The organism is Algoriphagus pacificus (assembly GCF_017254845.1).
GTDB classification, from domain to species: Bacteria; Bacteroidota; Bacteroidia; order Cytophagales; family Cyclobacteriaceae; genus Algoriphagus; species Algoriphagus pacificus.
This window is the reverse complement of the sequence record NZ_JAFKCU010000001.1, coordinates 839,298-865,862: the sequence shown is the minus strand read 5'-3', so window position 1 is coordinate 865,862 and position 26,565 is coordinate 839,298. Positions and strand designations below refer to the sequence as shown.

Here is a 26,565-nt window from a genome sequence, read left to right as displayed (position 1 = left end):
GTTTTTACAGAATTCGCATTTTTTTGACCACTTTATTGCCCTTTTATACCCCACTTTTCAAATTTTTGATTAAATTTTATAAAGTCAATGGATTTGAGAAACCCAATAGTTCATTGCCAAAAAATCAATAAACTCTAATTCCATAAAAAATACAGCATTTAGAAGGCCTGTTCATTGCCTTAATTTTAATGAAAGATTTTTTTTCTGTATTTTTTGGAAATTTTGAACCTATTAAATTCTACCAAAAATGCAAAAAGGGTTGTATCGATCGGAGTTTGAGCATGACTCCTGCGGTATTGGTGCAGTTGTCGACTTGACTGGAATACCATCTCATGAGACAATTAGCGATGCCTTATACATGCTTAGTAACATGGAGCACCGTGGAGGCAGAGGATCCGATCCAAAATCAGGTGATGGAGCAGGTATACTTATACAGGTACCCCATCAATTCTTAAAAGACATTACACTCCGGTCAGAAATTGACCTACCGGAAGCGGGATATTATGGCGTGGGAATGACTTTTTTCCCAAAAAACAAGCAGCTATTTCATAAGTCAAAAGAACTCCTAAATCAAATCATAAACGAGCTTGATTTCGAATTGATTGGATATAGAGAGGTTCCGGTAGACGAGACAGTTCCTGGATCTGGGGCTTTAGAAGTAATGCCAAATATTGAGCAGCTATTTGTGAAGCACAAAAAGGGGCTGACGGGAATAGATCTGGAGCGAAAGCTATACTTATTAAGAAACTACGCTACTTCGGAAATCAATTCTAAAATTCCTGGAGTTAACAATTCATTCTATTTTGCCAGTTTAAGCAGCAATACACTTATATATAAGGGACAGCTGAGAACTGATCAAGTTTTGGCTTTTTACAAAGACCTTCAAAACAGCAAAATTGAATCTGCTTTTGCGATTGTTCACTCGAGATTCTCTACCAATACCTTCCCTAACTGGAGGCTTGCCCAGCCATTTAGATTCCTATCTCATAATGGTGAGATCAATACCATTCGTGGTAACCTCACCAAGATGAAATCGAAGGAAACCTTGATGAAGAGCAAATTCTTCTCCGATGAAGAGTTTGCAAAGCTTCTACCTATCACTAATCAATCCAATTCGGATTCAGCAAACCTGGATGCGATGGTTGAGCTATTGACTCTGACCGGAAGATCCCTTCCTCATGCCATGATGATGCTTGTACCTGAGGCTTGGCAGGACAATGAAGTGATGGATAGAGACCGTAAAGCATTTTATAAATTCCATGCATCTCTTGTGGAGCCATGGGACGGTCCAGCAGCTTTGCTCTTTACAGACGGAAAATCTGTAGGTGCTACTCTTGACAGAAACGGCTTAAGGCCATTACGATATTTCATCACTAGAGACAAAAGACTAATCCTATCTTCAGAAGCAGGAGCTTTGCCAATCCGGGAAGCTACGATCATGGAAAAAGGCCGAATCAGCCCAGGAAGAATGCTTTGGGCCGATTTGGAAAAAGGACGGGTGTTATTTGATGAAGAAGTAAAAGGTGAAATCTGTACCAAGCAACCATATGAAAAATGGGTAGCTGATCAGCGAATCAAACTTCGATTGATTCCAGATCCAGAAGTGCTTTCTCATCCTTACAATACCAAGGATCTTAAAAAGTGTCAGACTGTTTTCGGATATACTTCCGAAGAAGTAAAAGTGGTCTTGGCGCCGATGGGTGATACCGCCTATGAAGCAATTGGATCAATGGGCGCAGATACGCCATTGGCTGTGCTTTCCAAGCAGAGTCAGCATATTTCCAATTACTTCAAGCAGCTTTTCGCTCAGGTAAGTAATCCTCCGATCGATCCGATTAGAGAGAGATTGGTGATGTCCTTATTTACACGTTTAGGAGAAAGCCATAATATCCTGGAGGAAAGCCCTAAGCATACGCGTCAAATCCATATTTCTCAGCCTGTTTTGCTAAATGAGGATCTGGACAAAATCCAAAACATGGAGCATCTGGGCTATAGAAGTAAAAAAATCTACAGCCATTTCAAGACAGATCATCAGCCTGGTAGATTGTTGGAAGCCTTGGACAGATTATGCCAAGAAGCGGAAGATGCAATCAAAGAAAGTAAAAACATTCTGATCATTTCTGATAGAAACAGTAATGAAGAATGGGCTCCTATTCCATCCTTATTGGCTATTGGAGCTGTTCATCACCACTTGGTGAAGAAGAAAATAAGAACCAAAGCAGGATTAGTGCTTGAGTCAGGAGACATCAGAGAAACTCATCATTTTGCTACTGCAATCGGGTATGGTGTTTCTGCAATCAACCCGTATTTGGCGCTTGAGTCACTTTTGGAAATGTTTGAAAAAGGTCAGCTTACCAAAGTGACTGACAAGAAAAAGCTATTCTCCAATTACCAAGAGGCTATCGGAAAAGGATTGCTAAAAGTTCTTTCCAAAATGGGTATCAGTACCCTTCAGTCCTATCAGGGAGCCCAGATTTTTGAGGCACTTGGTTTAGGTCCTGAAGTAGTAGATAGATGTTTTAAAGGAACGATTTCAAGAATCTCAGGAATTTCATTTGATGAATTGGCAGAAGAAGTTTTGATTCGACACAGAGCCGCTTACGGCACCAAGAGTCCTGTATTGGAAACTGGTGGTGTGTATCAGTGGAAAAGAAGAGGTGAAAAGCACCTTTTCAACCCTGAAACCATCCATTTATTACAGAAATCAACAAGATTAAACGACTTTGCACTTTACAAGAAATTTGCAAGCAAAATAAATGAGCAGTCCAAAGACGCTTTGACGCTTAGAGGTCTTTTTGAATTCAAGAAGCGTGTTACCGTTCCGATTGATGAAGTCGAACCGGCATCAAGCATCATGAGAAGATTTGCTACTGGCGCGATGTCATTTGGTTCTATTTCTCATGAAGCCCATTCTACATTGGCAATAGCCATGAACCGAATTGGTGGAAAGAGTAATTCCGGTGAAGGCGGAGAAGATGAAATCCGATTTGCAAGAAAAGAAAACGGGGATTGGGAACGCTCAGCTATCAAGCAAGTGGCCTCTGGTCGATTTGGAGTGACCAGTAATTACCTTACTAATGCCGCTGAATTGCAGATTAAAATGGCACAAGGCGCCAAACCAGGAGAAGGAGGTCAGCTTCCAGGCCATAAGGTTGATGATTGGATTGGAAGAGTAAGACATTCTACTCCTGGAGTTGGGCTGATTTCGCCTCCACCACACCACGATATTTATTCTATCGAGGATCTTGCTCAGCTAATCTACGATCTGAAAAATGCTAATAGAAAGGCCAGAATCAATGTGAAGCTAGTGTCACAGGCTGGTGTCGGAACTGTAGCAGCTGGTGTTGCAAAAGCAATGGCAGACGTAATTCTGATTTCAGGAGCTGATGGAGGAACAGGTGCTTCTCCACTAAGTTCGATCAGACACGCTGGTTTACCATGGGAACTTGGATTATCTGAGGCTCATCAAACTTTGGTAAAAAACAACCTTAGAAGCCGTGTGACTCTTCAAACTGACGGTCAGTTGAGAACCGGAAGAGATTTGGCAATAGCTACTTTACTTGGTGCTGAGGAATGGGGTATTTCTACCGCTGCATTGGTAGTGGAAGGGTGTATCATGATGCGTAAGTGTCATTTGAATACCTGCCCAGTGGGTATCGCCACTCAAAATGAAGAATTAAGAAAGTTATTTACCGGTGATCCGGATCATGTGGTAAACTATTTCAACTTCTTGGTTCAGGATCTAAGAGAGATCATGGCATCCTTAGGTTTCAGAACTGTTGATGAGATGGTTGGCCAAAGCCATATCTTACAATCTACAGGTCATTTGAATCACTGGAAGTGGGATAAAGTTGATTTGACTCCAATTTTCCACAGAGTAGAAGTTCCTGATCATGTGGGTATCCACAAGCAAATTGACCAGGATTTTGAATTGAAGCGGGTTTTGGACAGACAATTGATCAAAGCAGCCCATCCTTCATTGGAGCAGGCTGTACCTTCTTCAGGTAATTTCCAGATCAAAAATACCGATAGATCTGTTGGAGCGATGCTTTCAAATGAGATTTCGAAAATCTTTGGAAGTGTAGGCTTACCAGATGATACTATCCAGTTTAAGTTTACAGGTTCCGCAGGACAGACCTTTGGAGCATTCCTTACTAAGGGTGTCAATTTTGAATTGGAAGGTGAGGCTAATGATTATTTCGGAAAAGGACTTTCCGGTGGTAAACTGATCATCTATCCAAGTCGAAACTCAAAGTTCCTTCCTGAAGAGAATATCATCATCGGAAACGTGGCATTTTATGGAGCTACATCAGGTGAAGCCTATATCAACGGAAAAGGTGGCGAGAGATTCTGTGTAAGAAACTCCGGTGTTAAAACAGTCATCGAAGGAATCGGAGATCACGGCTGTGAATATATGACTGGCGGATTGGTAATCAATTTAGGAGAAATAGGAAGAAACTTTGCTGCTGGAATGAGTGGCGGTATCGCTTATATCCTGAAAGATTACATTACAGAAATCAACCCAGAGCTTGTGGACATTGACATCTTAGAAGAAGAAGACTTTGCCACAATCAAAGCTTACTTGAAGCGACATGTCAAGCTAACTGAAAGTGCGCTTGGTACTAGATTCTTGGAAGACTGGGATCAATCAAAAGAGAAATTTATTAAAGTAATCCCAAGAGATTACAAGGCTGTTTTGAAAAAAAGAGCTGAACAACAATCTAAATCATTGGTGTAAGATGGGAGCGAAAGAAGGTTTTTTACAATTCAAGAGAGAAACTCCTTTGAGCCGTGATCCAAAAGAAAGGATCGGCGATTACAAGGAAATTTATAAGCCATTTTCTGGCGAGCAATTAAATCATCAGGCTGCAAGATGCATGGACTGTGGGATTCCATTTTGCCATAACGGATGTCCGTTAGGCAATGTGATTCCAGAATTCAATGATGCAGTTTACAATCAGGAGTGGGAACAGGCTATCCAGATTCTAAAAAGCACAAACAACTTCCCAGAGTTTACAGGAAGAATTTGTCCTGCCCCTTGCGAGGCAAGCTGTGTTTTGGGAATCAACAAAGACCCGGTTGCTATCGAACTGATTGAGAAAAGCATCGCTGAGAAAGCCTATGAACTGGGACTGATTCAACCAAGCCCACCTGAGAAAAGAACGGGCAAGCAAGTAGCAGTCATTGGTTCGGGACCTGCTGGTTTGGCAGCAGCTGATCAATTAAATCAAGCTGGTCATGAGGTTACGGTCTTTGAAAAAGACAACAAACCTGGCGGTTTGCTTCGATATGGTATACCTGATTTCAAATTAGAAAAATGGGTTATCGATCGACGAATTGATGTCATGAAGCAAGAGGGAGTTATTTTCACTTGCGGCACAGAAGTCGGTTTTAACATCAAAGCGGAGAATATTCTTAGAAACTTTGATGCAGTCGTACTTTCTACCGGTGCAGGCCAACCAAGAGAACTAAGAATCAACGGTGACAAATTAAAAGGTGTCCATTTTGCAATGGAGTTTTTGGGTAACCAAAACCGCGTGATCAATGGAGAAATAAAGGAAAATCCTATTTCAGCTAAAGACAAGCATGTCATTGTCATCGGCGGTGGAGATACAGGCTCGGATTGTATCGGTACATCGAATCGACACGGTGCAGCTTCGATCACACAACTTGAGCTTTTACCGAAACCACCTAAACAAAGAAATACCTTAAACCCTTGGCCAGAATGGCCTATGACTTTGAGAACATCAAGTTCTCATGATGAAGGGGCAGAACGTGTATTCTCTATCCTCACAAAAGAATTTATTGGAAATGATGAAGGTGAAGTGACTGGGTTAAAGCTCGTCGATATTGAGTGGGTTGAAAAAGGCGGAAGAATGACTTTCGAAGAGTTAGAAGGTACTGAAAGAGTGGTTCCTTGCGATCGTGCATTTATAGCAATTGGATATAGCGGACCAGCTCAAAATGGTCTTTTAGAAGCCTTTGGAGTAGATACCATGGAAAACACCCTTCCAAAATCTAAAAATTATCAAAGTTCAAACTCAAAAGTTTTCCTTGCCGGTGATATGCGCAGGGGACAGTCTTTAGTAGTTTGGGCGATCTCAGAAGGAAGGGAAGCTGCTGTAAAAGTAGACGAATATCTAATGGGGAGCTCATCTCTACCACAAAAGGATGAATCCTTTTTTCAGGTGGAAGAAGAAATCGCAGGTATTGATTGAGTCTAAAGCTCAAATAATCCAATAGAATCCCTGTTTAGTTGACAACCCTGCGAAACAGAAAGCCATCCGCTTCGGCAGATGGCTTTCCTATTTTAATTACCTCCTCTTTTTCTTTGAGGCATTTCTCCTCTTTCGCGGATCTCTCCTCCGGATCTTCGGCCTCTTCTATCCATTTGGGCTTCTTTTAGTTCTTCCCACTTTGCTCTTTGCTCTTCGGTAAGGATTTCCTTGATTTGCTCATCTTGAGCTTTCATCTCTTCTCGCATCGCTTTCATTTCTTCCCTTTTAGCATCCATTTCAGCTTTTCTTGCTTCCATCTCTGCTTGCCTTTTTTTCGCATGCTCTAGATTGATTGCCAAAATCTGAGCTTTTTGAGTTTCTGAAAGCTGAAGCTGCTCAGCCATTCTCTCTGTTTGTCTTTGAGCTCTTTCTTCCGGAGTAGCTGTTTCGCCTCTTTTTTGCTGTTGGGCAAAAGCACCAAATGTTGCCATGCATACTAGTGCTGCTGCTAAAATTAATTTTTTCATGTCTTATGGATTTGTTTGTCTTTTAGACAGCAATAAAAAAGGGAGGTTTAATCAGAACCTCCCTTTTGTTGTTAACAAACCTTAAATGGCTATTTCTCCTCAATCAGCTCTTTTCTCTCACTTGCCCGAACATATTTAGGTTTAATCAATAACCTAAGACTCGGATCAAAGCTCAGGTAATTCCAAGCCCAATCCATAAAAATGAACAGCTTATTCTTAACCCCAAGAATTGCCATCAAGTGTACAAAAAGCCAAGTCAACCAGGCCATCATCCCTTGAAACTTCATAAATGGTAGGTCAACGACAGCTCTTTTTCTACCGACAGTGGCCATCGAGCCCAAATCTTTGTAGTGAAATGGTTTTCTCTCTTTTCCTTCAGCTACCTTCAATAGGTTCTTCCCTAAATTCTCCGCTTGCTGTAAGGCTACTTGAGCAACTTGTGGATGGCCTTTTGGATAGTTTTCCTCTCTCAGTAAAGCCACATCTCCCAAAACAAAAATGCCATTCTCTCCTAAGATTTCATTGTATTCATCCACATAGATTCGGCCATTTGGAGCGTAATGTTCCTGACCAAGACCTTCGATATAATTAGGCTTAATCCCTGCCGCCCAAAGCAAAGTATGCGTATGGATCGGATCTTTTCTTTCTAATTTGACGGTTTCTCCATCGTAATCATGAACTTTTGTATCCAGCATCACCTCAACACCTAGATCATTCAGATATTTCAAAGAATGTTGTTGTGACTCTGCAGACATTGCTGCAAGAAGCTTGGGACCAGCCTCTATCAGAACGACCTTCATGTTACTGAAATTAAGCTCCGGGTAATCTTTTGGAAAGACATTATTCCTTAGATCTGCCATCGCACCTGCTAACTCCACGCCTGTAGGCCCTCCTCCAACAATGACGACATTCATCAGAGATTTCCGGTCATCCATTTTCTCAATATTGATTGCCCGTTCATAATTGGAAATAATCTTATTTCTGATGTAAAGGGCTTCAGAAACTGTCTTCATTGGGACAGAAAAGTATTCAATGGCTTTATTGCCGAAATAATTGGTGTCTGCACCCATAGCCAAAACCAGATAATCATAATCTATGAAACCGATTTCTGTATACAATCGCTTCATCCGGGAATCAAAAGAATGAACTTCTGCCATTCTAAAGATCGTATTCGGGGTATTATGAAAAATTTTCCTTAAAGGGAATGAAATAGCACTTGGCTCCAGACCTGCAGTAGCAACCTGATAAAACAATGGCTGAAACTGATGGTAATTATTTTTGTCTAATAAAATGACTTGATAAGGTCCTGATTTTAATTTTCTGGCAAGCTTTAAACCAGCAAATCCGCCACCTACAATGACGACTTTTTTGAGACCGGAATCAGGAATATTTGGAATGGGTTGTTGAGCTGGGGGTAACATAGGCTGAAGTTTAAAATACCTTACGGATTTGGTTTGGATGAGGACAAAAAAGCCATAGGTAATTCTAATTTATAGGGATGGTTTTTGTCAGATTAACCCATAGATCAAAAGATTTACTATTTTTACCTCCCAAATAAAGCATACCATGGGAAGAGCATTTGAATTCAGAAAAGAAAGAAAATTCAAGCGTTGGGACAAAATGTCCAAAGTTTTTACTCGTCTGGGAAAAGAAATCGTCATGGCGGTTAAAGCCGGAGGACCAGACCCCACTTCAAACCCGAGATTAAGAACAATCATCCAAAATGCCAAAGGCGCCCAAATGCCTAAGGATAGAATTGAAGCTGCTATCAAAAGGGCTTCAAACAAAGATGAAAAAGATTACGAGGAAGTAGTATACGAAGGTTATGGCCCATTTGGAATAGCCGTTATCGTTGAAACTTCCACAGATAATATCAACAGAACCGTAGCTAACGTCCGATCTTATTTTACCAAAGCCGGAGGATCTTTGGGTACTTCAGGATCTGTAAGCTTTATGTTTGATCACAAAGCAGTTTTTAGATTCGCACAAGGAGACTGGGACATGGAGGAATTGGAGTTGGAATTAATCGACTACGGACTTTCTGAAATTGATGAAAACGAAGGAGAATTATTCGTCTACACTGAGTTTTCTGATTTCGGAACCATGCAAAAAGCTTTGGAAGAAAAAGGAATTGAAGTCATCAGTGCAGATTTCCAGAGGTTCCCGACTACGCTGACTGAACTGACCGAAGAGCAAGAAGAAGTCATCAACAAGATGATCGAAAAAATGGAAGAAGACGACGATGTCAATCAAGTATTCACTAACATGGCCTAGGCTCACCGCCTAGGTTTTTTTATATCTATGAATTTCCCAAAAAGAGTAAACTTTCAGGATTCTGAAAAGCAGCTAGTTATTGTTGGAAGTAAGAATCCAGTAAAAATTTCTTGTACAGAAAATGCCTTTTCAGAGGCTTTTTCAAAAGCTTTCCTAGTAAATGGAGTAAATGCCGCATCGGGAGTTCCTGATCAACCAAAAGGAGATCCAGAAACTTATTTAGGTGCAAAGAATAGGGCCAAGAATGCCAAAAAAACCTTTCCTGAAGCCAGCTTCTGGGTTGGAATCGAAGGCGGAATAGACGATGACGAGCATGGCATGTTTGCCTTTGCTTGGATTTATATTGAAGATAGGGATGGCAAATCCAGTCAAGCCAAAACCGGTACTTTTTATTTGCCCGCTCAAGTTCAAAAACTAGTTCAGGGAGGAATGGAATTAGGAGAGGCAGATGATACGGTTTTTGCTCAGGAAAACTCCAAGCAACAAGGAGGATCGGTAGGAATCTTAACGCATGGAGTGGTGGATAGGAAAGCCTATTATTCCCAAGCCATCATTTTAGCTTTGATTCCTTTCCTCAACAAAAATCTCTATTAAAAGGAATTTGTTAATAAAAAATATAACAAAACCACGCCACTTTATAAAATTATTTGGGGAAGGTTGGAAATTTCGATTTTAATAGCTTCTTTAGCAACATTAAATGTTACTACATTAATTAATTCAGTAATAAAAAATAGAATAAAAGAAGTTGTTTCAATCACCCCTAATTTGACTCAACTGTAGGCCTCCTTCTCGGAGGTCTATTCTTTTAAATTCCTCAGGAAATTTCTTAAAGCTACTCTCCAATCTGGGTCTGCATCCCATTTAGGACCTATATAGAGTTCATCTCGGACTATGAGCTCGATGTAATATTTTACGACAATCCTATTGGAAGTTTCTCCCTCGGGTATTTCCACTCCCATACTTTTCATCATATCGGATTCCCTTCCCTCCACTTTCACCAAAATGAATTGAATCTTTTCTTTAATTAATTCTTCATTAGTTTTTGCTTCAGTAAGCCAAGCGGTTTCATAGGGATACTCTGCTTTTAAAATCTGTTCTAATCCAGACTTTTGAGCTTCTTGTTCGGCTAGAATAGTAGCTTGTGACTTGCCGTACATATCATACCTGAAATAACTCAGTAATCCTGTCTCTGCTGAAGAGCCCTCAATAGGAATTCCCAGTTTAAAAACTTCAAGATTTAGAGGATTTCTTGGTAAAAACTTAAGACTTGCAACAGATTCTTCACTATTTATGCTAGGAAACTCCGGCACATCCAAAACCAATAAATTCTTGGTTTTGGAATTTTCTCCTATAGCGGCGAATTGGCTAGCGGCGGCTTTGAAATCTCCAGCACTTACTCCATATAAGCTCGTAGAAGGTATCATTTGGGCATCATTTGTAAACGGAGCCACATGAATTGTAGTATTGTTCTTCTGGCGGGTTACAAAAATGATATTTTTGACTAGGCGAGTTGCAAATGCTTTAGCATAATCTGCCTGAACCGCTTCAGAAATTGTCAATTGCTCCAATTCAAAATACCCTATTGGATCACCCCCTGCCTCGACCAATGAAGTGTGAACGCTATCTGCTAAAGCTTTCCAGGTCATATTTGGTCTAGCTCCAGGATCATTTGAAACCATGACAACTGATTTCCCATTAAAAAATGATTCTGGCAAGGTCCCTTGTGCCAAACATAGGAAAGAGCATTTCAAAATAAAAACAACTGATAAAATATATTTCATGCGAAGAAATAGGTGGAGTCTAATAGCTTAGTAATTTTACGAATATACATAACGCAAACTATTTCAATTAATGAAGTCCTTTTTGAAATTTTCCTTCTTCCTATTCTATTTATCTACATTCACTGGGCTACAGGCACAGCAAGTTGATAAAAAATCTCTTTTAAACAATCTGGAATACCTTTCCTCAGATGATTTCAAAGGCAGAAAAACCGGTACCGAAGAAAATCTAAGAGCTAGAAAGTACCTGATTGAAAAATTCAATGAGATAGGTTTAACTACTCATTATAAGAATCATGAGCAGGTATTTTCCTTCGAAAGCAGAAGAAACCCTGAACCTATTGAAGGTGTGAATGTAGAAGGGTTTGTAGCAGGAAGTGAATCCAGAAAATTAATTGTGATTACTGCCCACTTTGATCATGTGGGAATTGGGAGAGCTGTTGAGGGCGATTCGATTTATAATGGAGCAGATGATAATGCCTCTGGAACGGCCGCTTTGCTTGCTTTGGCAGAATATTTCAAAAAGAACAGGCCGAAGCACAGCATGATTTTCATTGCATTAGACGCCGAAGAAATGGGCCTACAAGGAGCAAGAGCCTTGGTAAATGATTTTCCGTTTCCTTTGGAAGATATTGTTTTGAACATCAATATGGATATGATTTCCAGAAATGAGAATGGAGAATTATATGCCTCTGGTACCTACCAAAATCCAACTTTCAAGCCTATTCTGGAAGCCGCTTCAAGAGGTCAAAAACCAAGTTTGAAATTTGGGCATGACTTACCTAATACGGGCAGGGATGACTGGAGCAAATCCTCTGATCATGGAGCCTTTCTGGAAAAAGGAGTTCCACATATTTATTTTGGTGTTGAAGATCATAAAGATTACCACAAACCAAGTGATGAGTTTGGCAACATTCAGCCTGATTTTTACTTTGATGCTGTCAATCTCATTTTAAAATGTGCCATCGCACTTGATCAGAATTTATTGAAAGAATAGACCCATTCTTTCGGATTGGCTGAAAGGATGCTTAATTTGTAAGTTAATTGAAGGATTTTCCAACAGAATTTTGCCGAAAACAGATTTCATCACAAAACTTTTAATCTGGCGACTCAGGCACCTGAGTAATCAATCTTTTATTATTATCCTGAGTGGAATCATTGGGATCATTTCTGGGCTTGCAGCGGTAATGTTGAAAAGTGGCGTACATGCCATTCAAGAATTTCTAACTGAGGATTTTTACAACGAGTACGCTAATTTTCTTTACATCCTTTATCCTATGATAGGGATCGCGGCTGCATATTTCGTTGGGAAATACATTTTTAAGGACGTTGGGGGCCATGGTATCCCAGATGTCTTGTTCAATATCTCCAAAAAGCAAAGTTTGATCCCTCGGGTGAAAATGTATAGCCGGCTATTCACTTCGGCACTTACTGTTGGATTTGGTGGTTCGGTCGGATTAGAAGCACCGATGGTTGTCACAGGTTCTGCTATAGGATCAAATACAGGGCTTTTGATGCATTTAAATGCAAAGAAAAGAACCTTATTGATTGGTTGTGGAGCTGCAGCCGCAATATCAGCCATATTTGGAGCGCCTATTGGTGCAGTGATTTTTGCCATTGAGGTAATCCTGATGGAAATTAGCACAGCGAGTTTCATTCCCCTGCTAATAGCATCAGTGATGGGCTCGTTAACTTCCATGATCATCATCGGAAAAGACTCGATCTTTAAGTTCAACTTCTCTGAAACTTTCCAAGCTGCACACATGCCCTATTACCTATTATTGGGTATAATCTGCGGGCTTGTTTCACTTTATTTTAGCAGAGCTGTCAGAAGAACAGAAACAGCAATGGAGGGTCTGGAAAGCCAAACTTTACGCATGCTCTACGGTGGTGCCTTGTTGGGTTTTATGGTTTTCTTCTTTCCTCCCATTTACGGTGAAGGTTATTCTACCCTGAACCAATTGATTGACGGAAAGTCGGCTGAAATCTTAAATAGAAGCCCATTTTTTTCTGTGATAGAAAATCCATACATGATCATTGTCTTTCTGGTTTTGATCATTTTGGTGAAACCCATAGCCTCGGCCTTGACAATTGGTGGTGGTGGTAGCGGCGGTATTTTTGCACCTTCCCTTTATGTAGGGGGAATAGTAGGATTTGGTTTCGCCTATTCCAAGAATCTTTTTGGATTCCATATTCCTTTGCCATTGGCTTCTTTTACGCTTGTCGCGATGTGTGGAGTTATGAGCGGGGTGCAGCATTCTCCACTTTCTGCGATATTCTTAATTGCAGAAATTACGGGAGGTTATGAGCTTTTTGTACCGCTGATGTTTGTGTCGGCGATTTCCTTCATCACAACTACTTATTATCAAAAGGACAGCTTATACTCACTTCAATTAAAAGATAAAGGAAAGTTTATTCCTGAATCCAAAGATCAGGAATTGCTAGAGCTCATAGATATCACGCATGTGATAGAACGGGATCTACTGCCTGTGCACCCTGATGCGAAATTAAAAGACCTGATAGATCTAGTAAAAATTTCAAAAAGGAACATTTTCCCTGTGGTCGATGATAAAAAAGCACTGAGAGGTATCATCACTTTGGACGATATCCGAGACATCATGTTTGACACCACTAGACAGGAAACTATTTTTATTCGGGATTTGATGCATAGTCCTCCAGAAATCCTATTGGCTACTGAGAATATGCAAAAAGCGATGGATAAATTTGAAAGCTCTGGCGCCTGGAATCTTCCTGTAATCGAAAATGGAGTTTATTTGGGCTTCGTTTCCAAGTCAAGAATTTTCAACGCTTACAGGAAAAGATTGATTAGACAAAAACAAGATTAATCGATTTTAGAATAAAATTTGGACTGCCAATTTATCCACTTTTCCAGCGTCCAAAATAAAACACTTTTTGAAAGTTAGCTTCTTTTATCCACAAAATTGACTTGTAATTTTAACCTATAATCAATTGATTTATAGTTAATTATATATTCAATGTGGAAAAGTGTGGATAAATAATTGAAAATGTGGATAAATTTTTCTTGCAATTAATAATCCTCAAATACAGCCTCTCAACGCCTATTTTTCGTCAATTCTCATCTTCGGACATTTCTCAAAAATCCACTTTTATTTCCGTCGGGAATGACAAAAAATAGAATAAAATTTTGTGCTTTTAAAAATCGAATTCCTTCTAGAAGTTTAAAATTATTGCAAGGAAATTCCTGTTCTTAGCTAAAGAAAATATTACCTCAAAAAAATATAATTTTAACAGCACTAGTACAAAAATCGGAAACTCAATTTCCGTAGCCCAAAGGAGCCAAGTTGTTCATTTGTCTAAGAATCCATGCTTGGCGACCCAAGATGTAGGGAGTAGGTTTTTTAGGGTTCCAACGATTCGGATTAGGTAGCACCGCTGCAATCATAGCCGCCTCACTACGGTTCAATTTGACAGCTGGTTTATTGTAATAATTCTGTGCAGCCGCTTCAATTCCATAAATCCCAGGCCCCATCTCTATCACGTTTAGATAAACTTCCATGATTCTTTCTTTTGGCCATAATACTTCTACCAAAACAGTGAAGTAGGCCTCCAGACCTTTTCGAATATAACTTCTATCAGGCCAAAGGAATACATTTTTTACAGTCTGTTGGGTAATAGTACTCGCACCTTTGATTCTTTTACCTTTTTTATTCCCTTCCCATGCCTTCTGCATCGCTTCAAAATCAAATCCATTGTGATCCAAGAATTTTTGATCTTCAGAAGCATATACTGCCTGAGGGGCATTTTTGGATATTTCAGACATCGGAACCCAGTCTTTGGATAACCTGACTTTCTTTTCTGAATCAATCATTTGCTCCACAAGACGAATAACCATCAAAGGTGTAACGGGCACAGGAACAAATCTATAAACCAATGTCAGGCCTACTGAAAGGATTAAAAACCACATCGCGGTTTTCCAAATAAACCTCCAAATCCTCTTGAGTAATTTCATTTAAAATACTGTTGCGTTTGCCTGTACAAATTGATAATAAAAAACCGCATTTTCATCGGAAGCTATTTGATCCAAATCTTTTTCCATGGCATTCACTTCTTCTTCGGTGATCCAATTTGATGAAATCATGGCTGCTGCTCCACTCTTCATTAGACCTTTCCAGTACTTTATGATCTTATTGAGAGATTCAGGATCATGTTGCGATAGATGAAATCCACCGTGACTCAATGTAATTTCCTTAAAACCGGCTTTAGACAACATATTCCCTAGCTTTGCGCCGATATCTGGATCTCCGTCTAAAGACTTATGAAAGCTGTTATACTTTTCATAATAATTAGTCAATCCACTCAGTGCGGGCTGAAAATAAAATGAGCTATTGAAAACCTCCGTTATCCAAATTTTTGCCCCTGGTTGTAGGCTCTTAATTAGGCTTTCCAATACGAGCTGAGGGTTTGGAATATGTTCTAAAACCCAGCATAGGAATGCTCCATCGAATTTCCTTGGCAAATCCAAATTCCTCGCATCCTGCACTAAAAAGGAAAGCCTGGAATCATTTCCTGAAAGATTACTTTTGGCTTTTTCTATTTGGCTTTCTACAGCATCAACACAAGTAATCTTCATATCCCGAAAAAGGGATAAAAGCACCTGTGTCTGTGCTCCTACACCACTTCCAATTTCCAGAATATGCTTACAACCATGAAAATCAATAGCTGGATAAATCAAGGGAGCCAAAACTCCTGCTTGATCCAAAAGCCTTTCCTGCTCTTCTGGTACATAACCATGGATGTATGATGTCATTTTTTCTTTCAAAATTATCACAAAAAAAGGGACAAAAATGTCGACGTCTTAAAATGTGAGGCATTTCAAGGATTAATAACTTTCCGCAAAGTAATCGGTGAATTAAGCTGGACCGAAATAGATTCCATGATAAACTTCAAGTCTTGATACTCAGAAGCAGAAAAAGTAAATGCAGACAGCTCTATCCTCGAAGAAAATTTAAGCTCCTTTTCTCCCAAAATCGACTGATAAGTAAACTTAACTTTCTTAGATGGGATGGTCAAAGTCATGGGTTCGGGATAATCATCCACAACATAACCCTCTGGAATGGGAATTGTCGCATTGATATTTTCAAAAGCTGGGAATTCATATTCTACAGGCAGAACCCTAGATTGCTGAATAAATGGATTTGTTAAATATTCAGAATACTGAAAAGGCATAACAACAATCATGTTGGATTCTTCAGAAGGTAATTTAGAATTAAAGCTTATCGAAATACTCCTTTTAGTAGAAAGTTCATCAACCACCGAGAAATTTTCAATTTCCCCATATTCGATTCGCGTATCCTTTTTCCAAACCTCCTCATCAGCTTTCAGGCCTTCTAATAACTTCCCAAATTTTAATGCCTCATGATCAAAAAGTTTAATTTGATTTTTGTATACAAATCCAGTTGAGTCATTCCATTCCAAATTGATATTTTGGATACTTCCTGATCGGAATTGATGCTGGAGCGCTTCTAATCGACCATGATCTTTTTCCAGAATAAATCCCCTTTCGACAAGTTTATTGTGTGACAAAAGCCCAAATGGAGTGATCGAATCACTAGCATCCAACAAATAATCTTTGTCCTCAATTTTAGCTTTTACAATGGCTGATAGAAACTGATTGATAAATGGCACCTCAATTAATTGACTTCTCCCTCTGAATCTATCATTGATCAAGACCATGTCCGCAGCTATTCCTTGCCTTCGGAGCAAATAGGTCAGCATTAAGTTTTTGTCAATAGAATTCCCTTCTTTCTTCTGAAGAAGCCCATTAATAGAATAAAATGGTTCTAGCCAAGAGGACCTTATTAATTCGATATTGTTGGATACGTATTCGAAAATAGTTTTTGCCTGATCCAATTTGGAAAGGGAATCCAATTTCAGGCTTGGAAATCCGGGGATGGTTTCTGGGTCAGCGTGAGTATAGCTATCTACTTCATCAATTTCTAACCAGCGATTTGCCAATTGATTCCAAGTGGCATAGACCATGTCAGACTCTTCCAGTTTGTCAGGATTCACATATTCACTAGAATAAAGGTACCCATCTACCCGCTCTTCAAAGTTTATATAATTTCCGACATATGGTTCATTAGGCAACGAAGGTACATTCCTCCTTTCCCAAGAAAAAAGATTCTTTTTAGGAGAAATTAAGGCAACTTCTGCTACCTTTTTGCCCTGCTGGATCATTTGATATTGGAAAAAGTCAGGAGCCTTAAAAGTATACTTACTCACCAAAGCGGGGTAGGTACCTTGGAAACTCCATCCTTCCAAAATCCCATATTGGTGATCAATTTTTCTGTACTTATACTCAATTATACTCCCTTTTTTTACATTGGGAAAGATCAATCGAATTTCAAATTGACCATTCCCAATGTTTACTTCTTTAATATTTTCTTTGGTCAATAGCCTAGAGGTACGTTGGCCATTTTCAATATAAGACACCTGTGCTTCTACCTTGCCTATATCCTCTACTAGGGATTTTCCACGATAAAATGGAATGATAATATCTCCAAAATTATCTACATTATCATCTAATACTTTATATCTAAAGTGATAATTCGTATGAAGGCCAGTAACCATAAAGTAGCTATTGGCTTCTTCCCATAAAGTCACTATCCGTGCATCCGGCTCAAAAGAGACCTGTGTCAATGACAATTCTTCCTCAGAATATTGACCAAATTGAATTTGAGCTGAAAGCTTTTGAATCCCAATTGCTACAAATACGAGTATGAAAACCATCTTTTTCACCATGTGTCCAAACACAGTTCCAAGGTTGATTAAAAAAAGGACTGGTAAAAAGCGTAATTTCATAGTCCTAATTGGTTAAAGAATTGCTCTTATTGAAAAAATAGCTTTTCTGGGTTGTTTCATTGATTCTTTTTAAAAAATCCTGCTTGGCGTCCTCATTCAACTCCTCCTTCATGAAAAATTTTATTGATCGATTTACTTCTAATTTCCCTTCATTGAGCTTGTGGGAAATCTGAATATCAAAATCAGGCTCAGTTATATGAAAATCCATGTTTTCTAACTCAGGAACTACTCCAGATGGCAATGAGATCTCATAGATCTCTTCCATATCCAAACGCAAATTATCTACCATATGCTCTGTAATTTTCTCAAAGAATGGCTTTAGAAGCAGCCTTTTGGCAGTAGACTGAGCAAATCTGGAAATATGACCTTTTAGTTCCAGTCTTGAAACTGGAATAGAGTCTCTATTTTCAACATTCAATAGATAATCTTCTACAATTAGACCTTTGATCGGCAAATTTTCATTAAAAAAGTCTTTCTGCTCACGGATATCCTTATAGGTTTGCAAATAAAGAATTTCTTCAACCAAATTCCCTTTCATCTCTCTCAATGAATAGAGGGTAGCATTGCCTTGATGATCAATCTCAATTCTATTCTTACTTGTTATTTTATTCCATTCATTAGAGTTGTATGCTGGAGTTTGAGTGATGTAACCTCCTCCATCTTGAGTCACTAATACATCTCTACCTTTTGTGAATTCTCCCAAATATCCTGCTGGCAACAAGTTAGAAGTACATTCTAACCAAATAGGACTTGCCTCAGTTGGGACTTGAAGAATAACATGATTAAATTGATTACTGGGAAAGTCCACTTGCATCTCACTTTTTCCTTCACCAGCCAATACAAGGGTATAATAGGATGGTATTCCAACTACCTCTAGCATACTTTTCATCAAATTGGTTAAGCCCTTACAATCTCCATAAGAATACTTGATAACATCTTCTGCCGTCATTGTTTGCCAGCCACCAATTCCTAGCTGAATACTCACATAGCGGTAATTTTGCTGGAGATGCGAATACAGGATTGAAACTTTTTTGTACAAATCATCCACTCCATCGACTAATTGTAAAATTTGTTTTTTATAGGATTCAGGCAATTCTCCCCTTCCTTTATTGATATCAAATTGCCATGCTGCAAATCCAGCCCAATCATTCATAATTCCCAGATGCCCCTCCATAGAAAACTCCCTCGGCGCGATTAATACACGATGAACATTTTTGATTTCAAACCCACTGCCCAAAATGGGAAGATCTCTTTCTGTCCATGAGATTTTAGTAAATCCATCGGAAAGCTCTTCCTTTTCTTTTTTCCCCAGTAGGTTTAGCTCCTTGTATCGGATACCTCCAGATTCAGGATATATCAATTCAAGCTTGGACTCTTCTACTTTTTGATATAAATAATTAACAGGAATCCATTCTGGAAAAAAATAATTGGTCTTATGATAAGACTCTGAACGAATAATAACCTCAACTGGGAATTGTTCAGTTTTTACCCGGTAGTATTTACGTCGATTATCTTCAAAAATGGAGGTATTCGAAACTATAGCAACATCTGACATATCCCGCATCCTGGCTTTTTCTAAAGTCTTCCCTGTTTTCGGGTCTATAACCTGTAAATAAAAATCCTTAATCTCTACAAATTTATCATAGGGTAAAGAGGTGAAGGCATGGTCCAAACCCTCCTTACTTAGGACTTTAATTTGTTTTTCAATTATTATAGAATATCCATAATCCTCATTAAGCGAATAGATTGTCTTTTCCTTTAAAATGGAATAGTGGGGTATTTCTAGCTTTTTATCAATTGTGTCATGATGGGAAATAATCCCAAAAAAAAGTAACACAACGATAAGAGAATTTACCATATAAAGGGTCGATATTTTGGCCGAAAGTAGATATTAGTTTGATAAAACCTAAAGATTTTGAAAAAATAATTTTTTAGGAGAAATCACATTAAAACTTTTGAAGTTATTGTTCAAATTGTTGTCATGCGTTTAAGGTATTTCTCCTTGTAATTCCCAATAAAACTTCCCTATTTTGGTTTTTTACGAAATAATAAATTAAATGAGCGCAATAGAAATTGGTAGTTTCGAAGATTTTGAAAAGTATAATGGTCAGGAGCTTGGAGCCTCAGAATATTTCCAAATCACTCAAAAACAGATCAATTTATTCGCAGATGCGACCTATGATCATCAATGGATCCACACAGAACCAGAAAAAGCAAAAACTCAAGGTTCCTTTGGAAATACCATTGCACATGGTTATTTGACACTCAGTATAGTCCCTCACCTTTGGGAGCAAATCCTAAAAGTGAACAATCTGAAAATGATGATTAATTATGGAATTGAAAATTTCAGATTCGCTCATCCAGTGTTGGTAACTGATCAGGTGAGATTGGTGGCCAGTCTCAAGTCGGTAGTCAATCTCAGAGGAACCGTAAAAGCTGAGGTTTCAGTGAAACTGGAAATCAAGGATCAAAAAAAACCGGCTTTCACCGGTGTATTAGTATTCCTTTATCACTTTAATTAATCAGGATGCCAGCAGGTCGTTGACCACGGTTGCGGCACAGGCACAGCCAAATGCTGCTGGAAGAAATGACATTGTCCCGTAAGCAGATTTTTTGAAGTTGCTTCCATCGGTCATCATCATGCTTTCTTTGATCATCAACTCAGAGGAAAAGACCGCTTTAAACCCGGTTTTGATGTTTTTCTTCTTCAATCTTTTTCTGACCATTTTGGCAAGTTTACAGGCATAGGTATCCGCTATATCCACTACTTTGACTTGAGTTGGATCGACTTTACCTCCTGCACCCATGGAGCTGACCAGCGGGAATCCTCTTTTGTAAGCTCCATCGATCAAATGCAATTTTGGAGTAAAACTGTCAATGCAATCCACCACATAATCAAAATGGTTTGACTCCAAAAGCTGGGTCATATCGCCCGGATCCAAAAACTGTTTTATGGTATTTACTTTCAGGTTGGGATTGATGGAAGTAAGTCTCTCTTCCATCCAAGCTGCTTTGGATTCACCCACATTTTTCTGCGTCGCGGGCAATTGTCTATTGCAATTAGTGATGTCTACAATATCCCCATCTATAATCGTCATTTCACCGATTCCGGCTCTGCAGATAAATTCGGCAGCAAAAGATCCTACACCGCCAAGACCCACTACCAGTACATGTTTTTTCGCTAACTTTTCCAGTCCCTCACGGCCTGTTATCAGTTCGGTCCGGCTTAGCCAGGCAAACTCACTCATAAATCTTCCTTTTTGAAATCCTATTCCAGTTTGATATAACCTGATTAGAAAGCTCTTCTACAGGTCGGTCCAAAATTACGGAAGCAGCATTAAAAATGGAATCAATTGAAAGGTCAGAATCGTCAGTTTCAAAAAAATATCGATCAGCAGGGCATTTTTTAAGCCAAGCAGCTGCATTTGAACCCTCCTGTTTCAGAGCTTTGCCAAAAGAAAAGCAAACTGGAAATTGTAATAACTGCTCTGCAAGATGAGGTTTTAGGTTAAATCCATGGCAGATAATGGTTGGAGTTTTTTCTTCATTTTTGAAATATTCCAGCAACATGTCATGGGCTTTTACCAAGTGTAAAATCAAAGGAATTCCAGTCTCCAAGGCCAATTTCGCTTGCGCCGAAAATGCTTCCTTTTGCACATAATTATCAGGCCCCCAAATTCTATCAAAACCTGCCTCCCCAATTGCCATGCATCTCTCATCTTTGGCAAGTGCCTGCAATTTGGGTAAGTGTTCCTGCCAATTTACTTCCAAATTCCAAGGATGAAGACCGGTTGAAAAATAGCTGATAGACTCAACTGGGAAATCTATTTCTAAGTTAAAAATTGCAAATTTATTCGAAGTGGAATGGGTATGAATATCAAATAGGTTCATTGGGTTTTTAACTTTAACTAAATAATCTATATTATGATTTAAAATTTAGACAACATGAAAAAGTTAACTCTACTTTTTGCTTTAGCCGCAATATTTTTCTCCTGCAGTAAATCTACTGAACAGGAAGATCTCAAAGAAAATGAATCGTTCGCATTTGTAAAAAAAGACTCCATCCAAGTGGATTATATCGGTTTACCAAAGCTGATGGATGTAAATCCGACACTTCAGAAGGTTTTACTTTTTGATTCGCAGGCAATGAAATTTGTTATTTCGGATTTTGAAGGGAAGGTGATCAGCGAATTCAGCAAAGACAGAGATGCTCCCGATGGTTTTGGCTCTTTCCCTATGGCAGCTGGTAAATTCAAAGAAAATGGAAATATCCAGATTGTCTCATCGAGAGGGGTTTTTGAATACGATCAAGAGGGAACTCTTATCTCAAGTAAACGAATTCCAAATGATAAGGTCCTTCCATTTTCTGGAAGAATGGATGCGCTTCAAGAAATCCAATTCGTTGACGATCAAATGCTGTTAGCTGGTGTAATCGCTAGATCAGAGTATAACAAAACACAACCGGAGTTTTATGACAACTTTCTCCAACTGGTTTGGGCTGACACAGCTACAGGGAATTTTGAGCAGTTTTTAAATCTGGAGGCAGAAAGTATTTTTCAAAATAACATGTCGCATGAACCGACTACCCTTTCTCCAAAGTTTGAGGTCATCGATGAAAAATTATATGTGATCAGCGGAACGGATCCATTTTTGAATATCTATCAGGTTGATTCTCCCTACACACGAATTGCCAGAGTTCCTTTGATTGTCAACGATTACAAGTTAAATCCTGGGGAAGACCCCAAATTAGCGGATCCCCGAGCTATTTCGTACGATCCCAGCTTTGGAAACATTTTAAAAATGGCGAAAGTCCAGAATTACCTAGTTGTGTCATACCTGACTGGATACGATGAGATGGATGCTGCATTGGCAAAAGAGCAAAAGTCAGAGGACGAATGGCAAGCTTTTAATGAACGGGTTAACAAAAAATACAAAACCCATTACCTCATTTTAGATTTGGATGGAAAGCAATTAGCTGATCTGGAGTCCCCTGAGGAATTTGACAATGTCTTTGTAAGCAGGGATGGGAGTCTATGGTTTTTTGCAAAGCCTAACCCGGAGGTTGAAGAGGACTTTGCCAAAATTTATCAAGTTGGAATCCAATAATTTAAAAAATAAATCCTCCCAGAATCTGGGAGGATTTTATATTTAATTCAATCTATCTCGTTCTTCGGAACTTCCAGAGCTCTTGTTTACTCTGAAGCTTTCACCTTTAGCGAATCTGTAGCGTAGGGTAAACCTCACGCCCTGATTGCTTCTGTATTGTCTGAAAGAAGTATCGATATCAGCAAAATCCACTGCTGCATTGATCACCTGAGTTCTGAACAAATCCGTTCCGTTTACCGCAATAGTCAGCTTATCTTTCATGATGGTTTTGGTCACACCCGCGTCAACCCATCCGAATCCTTCGATAACTCCTTGACCCCAAATCTGTGGTCCCAAATACATTCCTACAACTTCCAGTTTGAATCCTTTTGGAAGATTGACATTATGCTGAGAACGCACCATGAAGGAAGTTTGTCCTACATCCAATAAATCATCTCCAATCTGTGATCTGAATCTGTTATAGTTTACCTGAAGCATATTGGAAGTTCCCCACCATTCTCTGATCTGCACCGGCACCATAGCTCTGAAGTTTGCATTTCTTGTTTTGTCAAAGTTATCAGTGTAGGTAGTCGTTGTTCTCTCCTCATCATCCTGGATGAAAACCTGCATAAAAGCATCAGTCGTTTCGCTATATCCCAAAGTGAACTGGTACATGCCTTTGATCACATGGTTCATTTCAAAGTTATTGGAGTACTGAGGTTTCAAATTAGGATTTCCACGCTCAGTCGTCAATCTATCGATGTAATACACAAATGGATTCAACAATCTGTAATTCGGTCTGGTGATTCTTCTATTAGCATTGTAAACGATCTGATAGTTATCACTTACTTTATGCTGTAAGAATGCACTTGGAAACAAGTTGAAATAGTTTTGCTTATTGATCTGATCCAAGGTCACTGAATTACCTTCGATATCAGAATGCTCACCTCTCAAACCAGCTTGGTAGCTTAATTTCTCAGATATTTTCCCTTTGTAAGAAACATATCCTGCCAATACATTTTCATGGTAAATGAAATGGTTGCTATTCGGATCCGGCTCAAACGGACCGTCTTCCTCAGATCTGGTTAAATCAAGATTATTATCAGATTTTACCCAAGACCCTTTCAATCCAGTTTCCAAGGTTCCTTTCCATAATGGCTTCACCAAATCAACTTTCGCAGTGAAAATATTATAGTACATATCATTCACTGTATTCAGTCTGCTCATGGTTCCGTTTGCCTGATTCATGCCAGTCCAGCTTTCAGTTGTCAGCAAAGATTCGCTTCCGGAATTCATTCGGGTAAAATCAATATCTGAAGTCAGTTTGGTACCTAGCGTATCTAGGTTTCCTCCGTAGTGAAGGTTACCAAAGAATCGGTTTCCATCACCCTGGGAATCATTGTAAGAATCCAAGAAGGTCTTTTCTGCAATCCCTGGTGTAGAAATCTCAGTCAAAGATGGGTTTGTAGTCGTGTTGTTGAAATCAGAAGCTTGGATATTCAATCCAATATTATGATTCTGATTGATCTCGTAATTCGCAGCACCATTGAAGAATAGGTTTTTGTTTCTCTGTCTGATTCTAGTCTCCTGCATAAAGTTGGAAACTCCTTCAGTGACATCGAAATTTCTCTCGATATCCAATTCATTCAAGTTGGCGTTGTGATTGTAATTCAAATCAGCATTGGTAGACCATTTGCCTTTCTTCACATTCAAAGAAACTCCCGCAATCGGTGCCCAATAGCCATTGTACTGTCCTCCCGCTTGCACATTTCCAAACATTCCATCAACGGTATTCTTTTTCAATTTGATATTGATCACACCGGCAGAACCTTCGGCATCAAATCTTGCTGATGGATTGTTGATCACCTCAATGCTTTTGATGTTATCTGCTGGCATGGCTCTGAGGAAGTTGGCTAGGTCGGTAGCGCTCATGTACGTCTGACGATCATTGATCATGACTACAGCTCCGGTACGACCATTCAGGTTGATGATCCCATCTTGGTCTACATAGATGCCTGGAGATCTTCCAATGACATCTAAAGCGGTAGAACCTTCTGCCATCACAGTACCTTCCACATTGACCACTGTCTTATCAGGCTCAATGATGATTTCAGGTCGGGTGGATCGGACAGTGACCTCATCTAGTCCAGTGGCTTCATCCAGAAGCTGGACTTCTCCCAATTCTTTCACCAATCCCGCTTTTAGGGAAAAGGCTTCAGATTCAAAAGATTTAAAACCAATGGAAGTGACCACTACTTTCACCTCGCCGGTTTTGGTAGTTTCCACTAGAAAGAACCCGTTCTCATCCGAAACGGCTCCATCCACAAGATGTCCATCTTGGACGGCAATCAATGCCACGTTTGCATAAGGAACAGATTCACCGTTTTGATCCAGGATCTTACCTGAGATCTTGCTGAAATCTTTTGCGGCTAGATTACTTAGCCCCAGCAGATAAACGAAGAGTGATAGAAAAAGTAAGTTGGTAGTTTTCATTTCAATAGAAATATGTGTGTTGAATTATGCCACCTTATGAAAACAAAATGCCAACAAGCTAAAAAGTGCTTAAATACGCTTCTGAGGAAGCTTTTTAAAAATCATTCCAATCTCACTGTTTCAAAAGTGAACACTTAATCGATCACTTTTATACAAAAAAAATCCCTGTCGTTGCTGACAGGGATTTAGATAGGGAGTGCTATTTCTTATTTCGCAGCAGCGTAACGCTTACTTACTTCTTCCCAGTTTACCACATTCCAGAACGCTGAAATATAATCAGGTCTTCTGTTTTGGTAGTTTAGGTAATAAGCGTGTTCCCACACGTCCAAACCTAGGATTGGAGTACCTGGGCACTCAGCAACATCCATCATTGGATTGTCCTGATTTGGAGAAGAGCAAACGCAAAGTTCTTTTTTAGTATCTACGCAAAGCCAAGCCCATCCAGAACCAAATCTAGTAGCAGCAGCTTTGTTGAAAGTCTCTTTGAAAGCATCAAATGATCCGAATTTGGCATCAATTGCAGCAGCCAAATCTCCTGTAGGAGCACCTCCACCATTTGGAGAAAGTATAGACCAGAAAAGTGAGTGGTTGAAATGTCCACCTCCGTTATTTCTAACAGCTGTATTGGAACCTGCAATTTTTAGAAGTTCTTCCAGAGATTTACCTTCTAGGTCTGTACCTGCAATTGCATTGTTTAAGTTGGTTACATATCCATTGTGGTGCTTAGAGTAATGGATTTCCATTGTTCTAGCATCAATGTTGGGTTCTAATGCATCGTATGCATAAGGTAATGAAGGAAGTTCAAAAGCCATATTGTTAAAATTTAAGGTTAAACGATTAAAATTAATTCTTTGAAATAATCTGTCTAAGGAACTGGTAGAAAAGAAAAAAAATTCCCTGAAAGCGAAATGAATTTCAATTTCTTAATTTTTTGAAGAACTCAAGTAGAAGTTGCTCAGCTTCTTGAGCCATTGGCCCCTGAAAAACCTTTGTTTTGGGATGTAAAATGGAAGGATTGCATTGATTATAGCCTCTTTTAGGATCCTTGGCAGCATAATGCACTTCTCCGATTTGGGACCAAAAAAGTGCACCTCCACACATGGTGCATGGCTCTAAAGTCACATAAAGCCGACAATCGTTGAGGTATTTGGCACCAAGATAATTTGCAGCAGATGTGATTGCCAGCATTTCTGCATGGGCAGTCACATCATTCAGCATTTCAGTCTGGTTATAGGCTTTGGCTATAATTGTATTTTTAGAAACGATGACAGCGCCTACCGGAATTTCACCGGTATCGAAAGCTGTCTTGGCCTGTTTGAAGGCCTCGTTCATAAAATATTCGTGTAT

At 39.3% G+C, this 26,565-nt stretch carries 20 protein-coding genes; 8 read left to right on the top strand and 12 right to left on the bottom strand.

The features are described from left to right. The first annotated feature begins 247 nt into the window (after positions 1-247). Positions 248-4,738, top strand: a complete 4,491-nt coding sequence (gene gltB, locus J0A69_RS03705) for a glutamate synthase large subunit (RefSeq protein ID WP_206585161.1) — start codon at positions 248-250, stop codon at positions 4,736-4,738. A 1-nt stretch (position 4,739) separates the two neighbouring features. Next, entirely contained in the window at positions 4,740-6,218 is a 1,479-nt protein-coding gene (locus J0A69_RS03700) for a glutamate synthase subunit beta (RefSeq protein WP_206585160.1), read from the top strand. A 92-nt stretch (positions 6,219-6,310) separates the two neighbouring features. Here the strand turns inward: J0A69_RS03700 and J0A69_RS03695 are convergent, their stop codons facing one another. Both J0A69_RS03695 and J0A69_RS03690 read right to left on the bottom strand, forming a co-directional pair. Continuing rightward, positions 6,311-6,745: a DUF4890 domain-containing protein gene (locus tag J0A69_RS03695; RefSeq protein ID WP_206585159.1), complete on the bottom strand. Its 435-nt coding sequence runs from the start codon at positions 6,743-6,745 to the stop codon at positions 6,311-6,313. Positions 6,746-6,834: 89 nt separating this feature from the next. Beyond that, a complete protein-coding gene (locus J0A69_RS03690; RefSeq protein WP_206585158.1) occupies positions 6,835-8,166 on the bottom strand; it encodes an NAD(P)/FAD-dependent oxidoreductase in 1,332 nt (443 codons plus the stop codon). A 145-nt stretch (positions 8,167-8,311) separates the two neighbouring features. Between J0A69_RS03690 and J0A69_RS03685 the strand changes: the two genes are divergently transcribed. Together J0A69_RS03685 and yjjX are read left to right on the top strand one after the other, a co-directional pair. Further along, the gene (locus tag J0A69_RS03685) at positions 8,312-9,019 is read left to right on the top strand and encodes a YebC/PmpR family DNA-binding transcriptional regulator (protein ID WP_206585157.1); all 708 of its coding nucleotides are present in this window, start codon (positions 8,312-8,314) and stop codon (positions 9,017-9,019) included. Positions 9,020-9,046: 27 nt separating this feature from the next. After that, a complete protein-coding gene (gene yjjX / locus J0A69_RS03680) occupies positions 9,047-9,613 on the top strand; it encodes an inosine/xanthosine triphosphatase (protein ID WP_206585156.1) in 567 nt (188 codons plus the stop codon). Positions 9,614-9,816: 203 nt separating this feature from the next. Here the strand turns inward: yjjX and J0A69_RS03675 are convergent, their stop codons facing one another. Then, positions 9,817-10,800 carry an NTPase gene (locus tag J0A69_RS03675; RefSeq protein ID WP_206585155.1) on the bottom strand — a complete coding sequence of 328 codons (984 nt, stop codon included), beginning with the start codon at positions 10,798-10,800 and terminating at the stop codon, positions 9,817-9,819. A gap of 70 nt (positions 10,801-10,870) precedes the next feature. Between J0A69_RS03675 and J0A69_RS03670 the strand changes: the two genes are divergently transcribed. After that, positions 10,871-11,794, top strand: coding sequence for a M28 family peptidase (locus J0A69_RS03670; protein WP_206585154.1), 924 nt, complete (start codon positions 10,871-10,873; stop codon positions 11,792-11,794). 70 nt (positions 11,795-11,864) lie between these two features. Further along, complete coding sequence (locus J0A69_RS03665; protein WP_206585153.1) at positions 11,865-13,643, top strand: chloride channel protein; 1,779 nt, start codon at positions 11,865-11,867, stop codon at positions 13,641-13,643. Positions 13,644-14,092: 449 nt separating this feature from the next. On the opposite strand, the gene mtgA is transcribed toward J0A69_RS03665, so the two are convergent. From mtgA to J0A69_RS03645, 4 genes are all read right to left on the bottom strand, one after another. Further along, positions 14,093-14,788 (bottom strand): monofunctional biosynthetic peptidoglycan transglycosylase, encoded by a 696-nt coding sequence (mtgA, locus tag J0A69_RS03660; RefSeq protein WP_206585152.1) that lies wholly within the window; start codon positions 14,786-14,788, stop codon positions 14,093-14,095. After that, positions 14,789-15,586 (bottom strand): class I SAM-dependent methyltransferase, encoded by a 798-nt coding sequence (locus J0A69_RS03655; RefSeq protein WP_206585151.1) that lies wholly within the window; start codon positions 15,584-15,586, stop codon positions 14,789-14,791. Between the two features lie 65 nt (positions 15,587-15,651). Further along, a complete protein-coding gene (locus J0A69_RS03650) occupies positions 15,652-17,640 on the bottom strand; it encodes a DUF3857 domain-containing protein (RefSeq protein ID WP_206585150.1) in 1,989 nt (662 codons plus the stop codon). A 4-nt stretch (positions 17,641-17,644) separates the two neighbouring features. Continuing rightward, on the bottom strand, positions 17,645-19,498 hold the full coding sequence (locus J0A69_RS03645) for a transglutaminase-like domain-containing protein (protein ID WP_206585149.1): 1,854 nt from the start codon (positions 19,496-19,498) through the stop codon (positions 17,645-17,647). 199 nt (positions 19,499-19,697) lie between these two features. On the opposite strand from J0A69_RS03645, the gene J0A69_RS03640 reads away from it, so the two are divergent. Further along, the gene (locus J0A69_RS03640; protein WP_206585148.1) at positions 19,698-20,162 is read left to right on the top strand and encodes a MaoC family dehydratase; all 465 of its coding nucleotides are present in this window, start codon (positions 19,698-19,700) and stop codon (positions 20,160-20,162) included. Here the strand turns inward: J0A69_RS03640 and J0A69_RS03635 are convergent, their stop codons facing one another. Then, on the bottom strand, positions 20,163-20,888 hold the full coding sequence (locus tag J0A69_RS03635; protein WP_206585147.1) for a tRNA threonylcarbamoyladenosine dehydratase: 726 nt from the start codon (positions 20,886-20,888) through the stop codon (positions 20,163-20,165). Then, complete coding sequence (locus J0A69_RS03630; RefSeq protein ID WP_206585146.1) at positions 20,881-21,531, bottom strand: TatD family hydrolase; 651 nt, start codon at positions 21,529-21,531, stop codon at positions 20,881-20,883. Before J0A69_RS03630 ends, J0A69_RS03635 begins: the two co-directional genes overlap by 8 nt. Positions 21,532-21,585: 54 nt before the next feature. On the opposite strand from J0A69_RS03630, the gene J0A69_RS03625 reads away from it, so the two are divergent. Next, complete coding sequence (locus J0A69_RS03625; RefSeq protein ID WP_206585145.1) at positions 21,586-22,746, top strand: hypothetical protein; 1,161 nt, start codon at positions 21,586-21,588, stop codon at positions 22,744-22,746. A 42-nt stretch (positions 22,747-22,788) separates the two neighbouring features. Here J0A69_RS03625 and J0A69_RS03620 read toward each other — a convergent pair whose 3' ends face one another. From J0A69_RS03620 to J0A69_RS03610, 3 genes are all read right to left on the bottom strand, one after another. After that, a complete protein-coding gene (locus J0A69_RS03620) occupies positions 22,789-25,218 on the bottom strand; it encodes an outer membrane beta-barrel family protein (RefSeq protein ID WP_206585144.1) in 2,430 nt (809 codons plus the stop codon). A 206-nt stretch (positions 25,219-25,424) separates the two neighbouring features. After that, positions 25,425-26,030: a superoxide dismutase gene (locus J0A69_RS03615; RefSeq protein ID WP_206585143.1), complete on the bottom strand. Its 606-nt coding sequence runs from the start codon at positions 26,028-26,030 to the stop codon at positions 25,425-25,427. A 103-nt stretch (positions 26,031-26,133) separates the two neighbouring features. Beyond that, entirely contained in the window at positions 26,134-26,550 is a 417-nt protein-coding gene (locus tag J0A69_RS03610) for a nucleoside deaminase (protein WP_236032605.1), read from the bottom strand. Between the last annotated feature and the right edge of the window lie 15 nt (positions 26,551-26,565).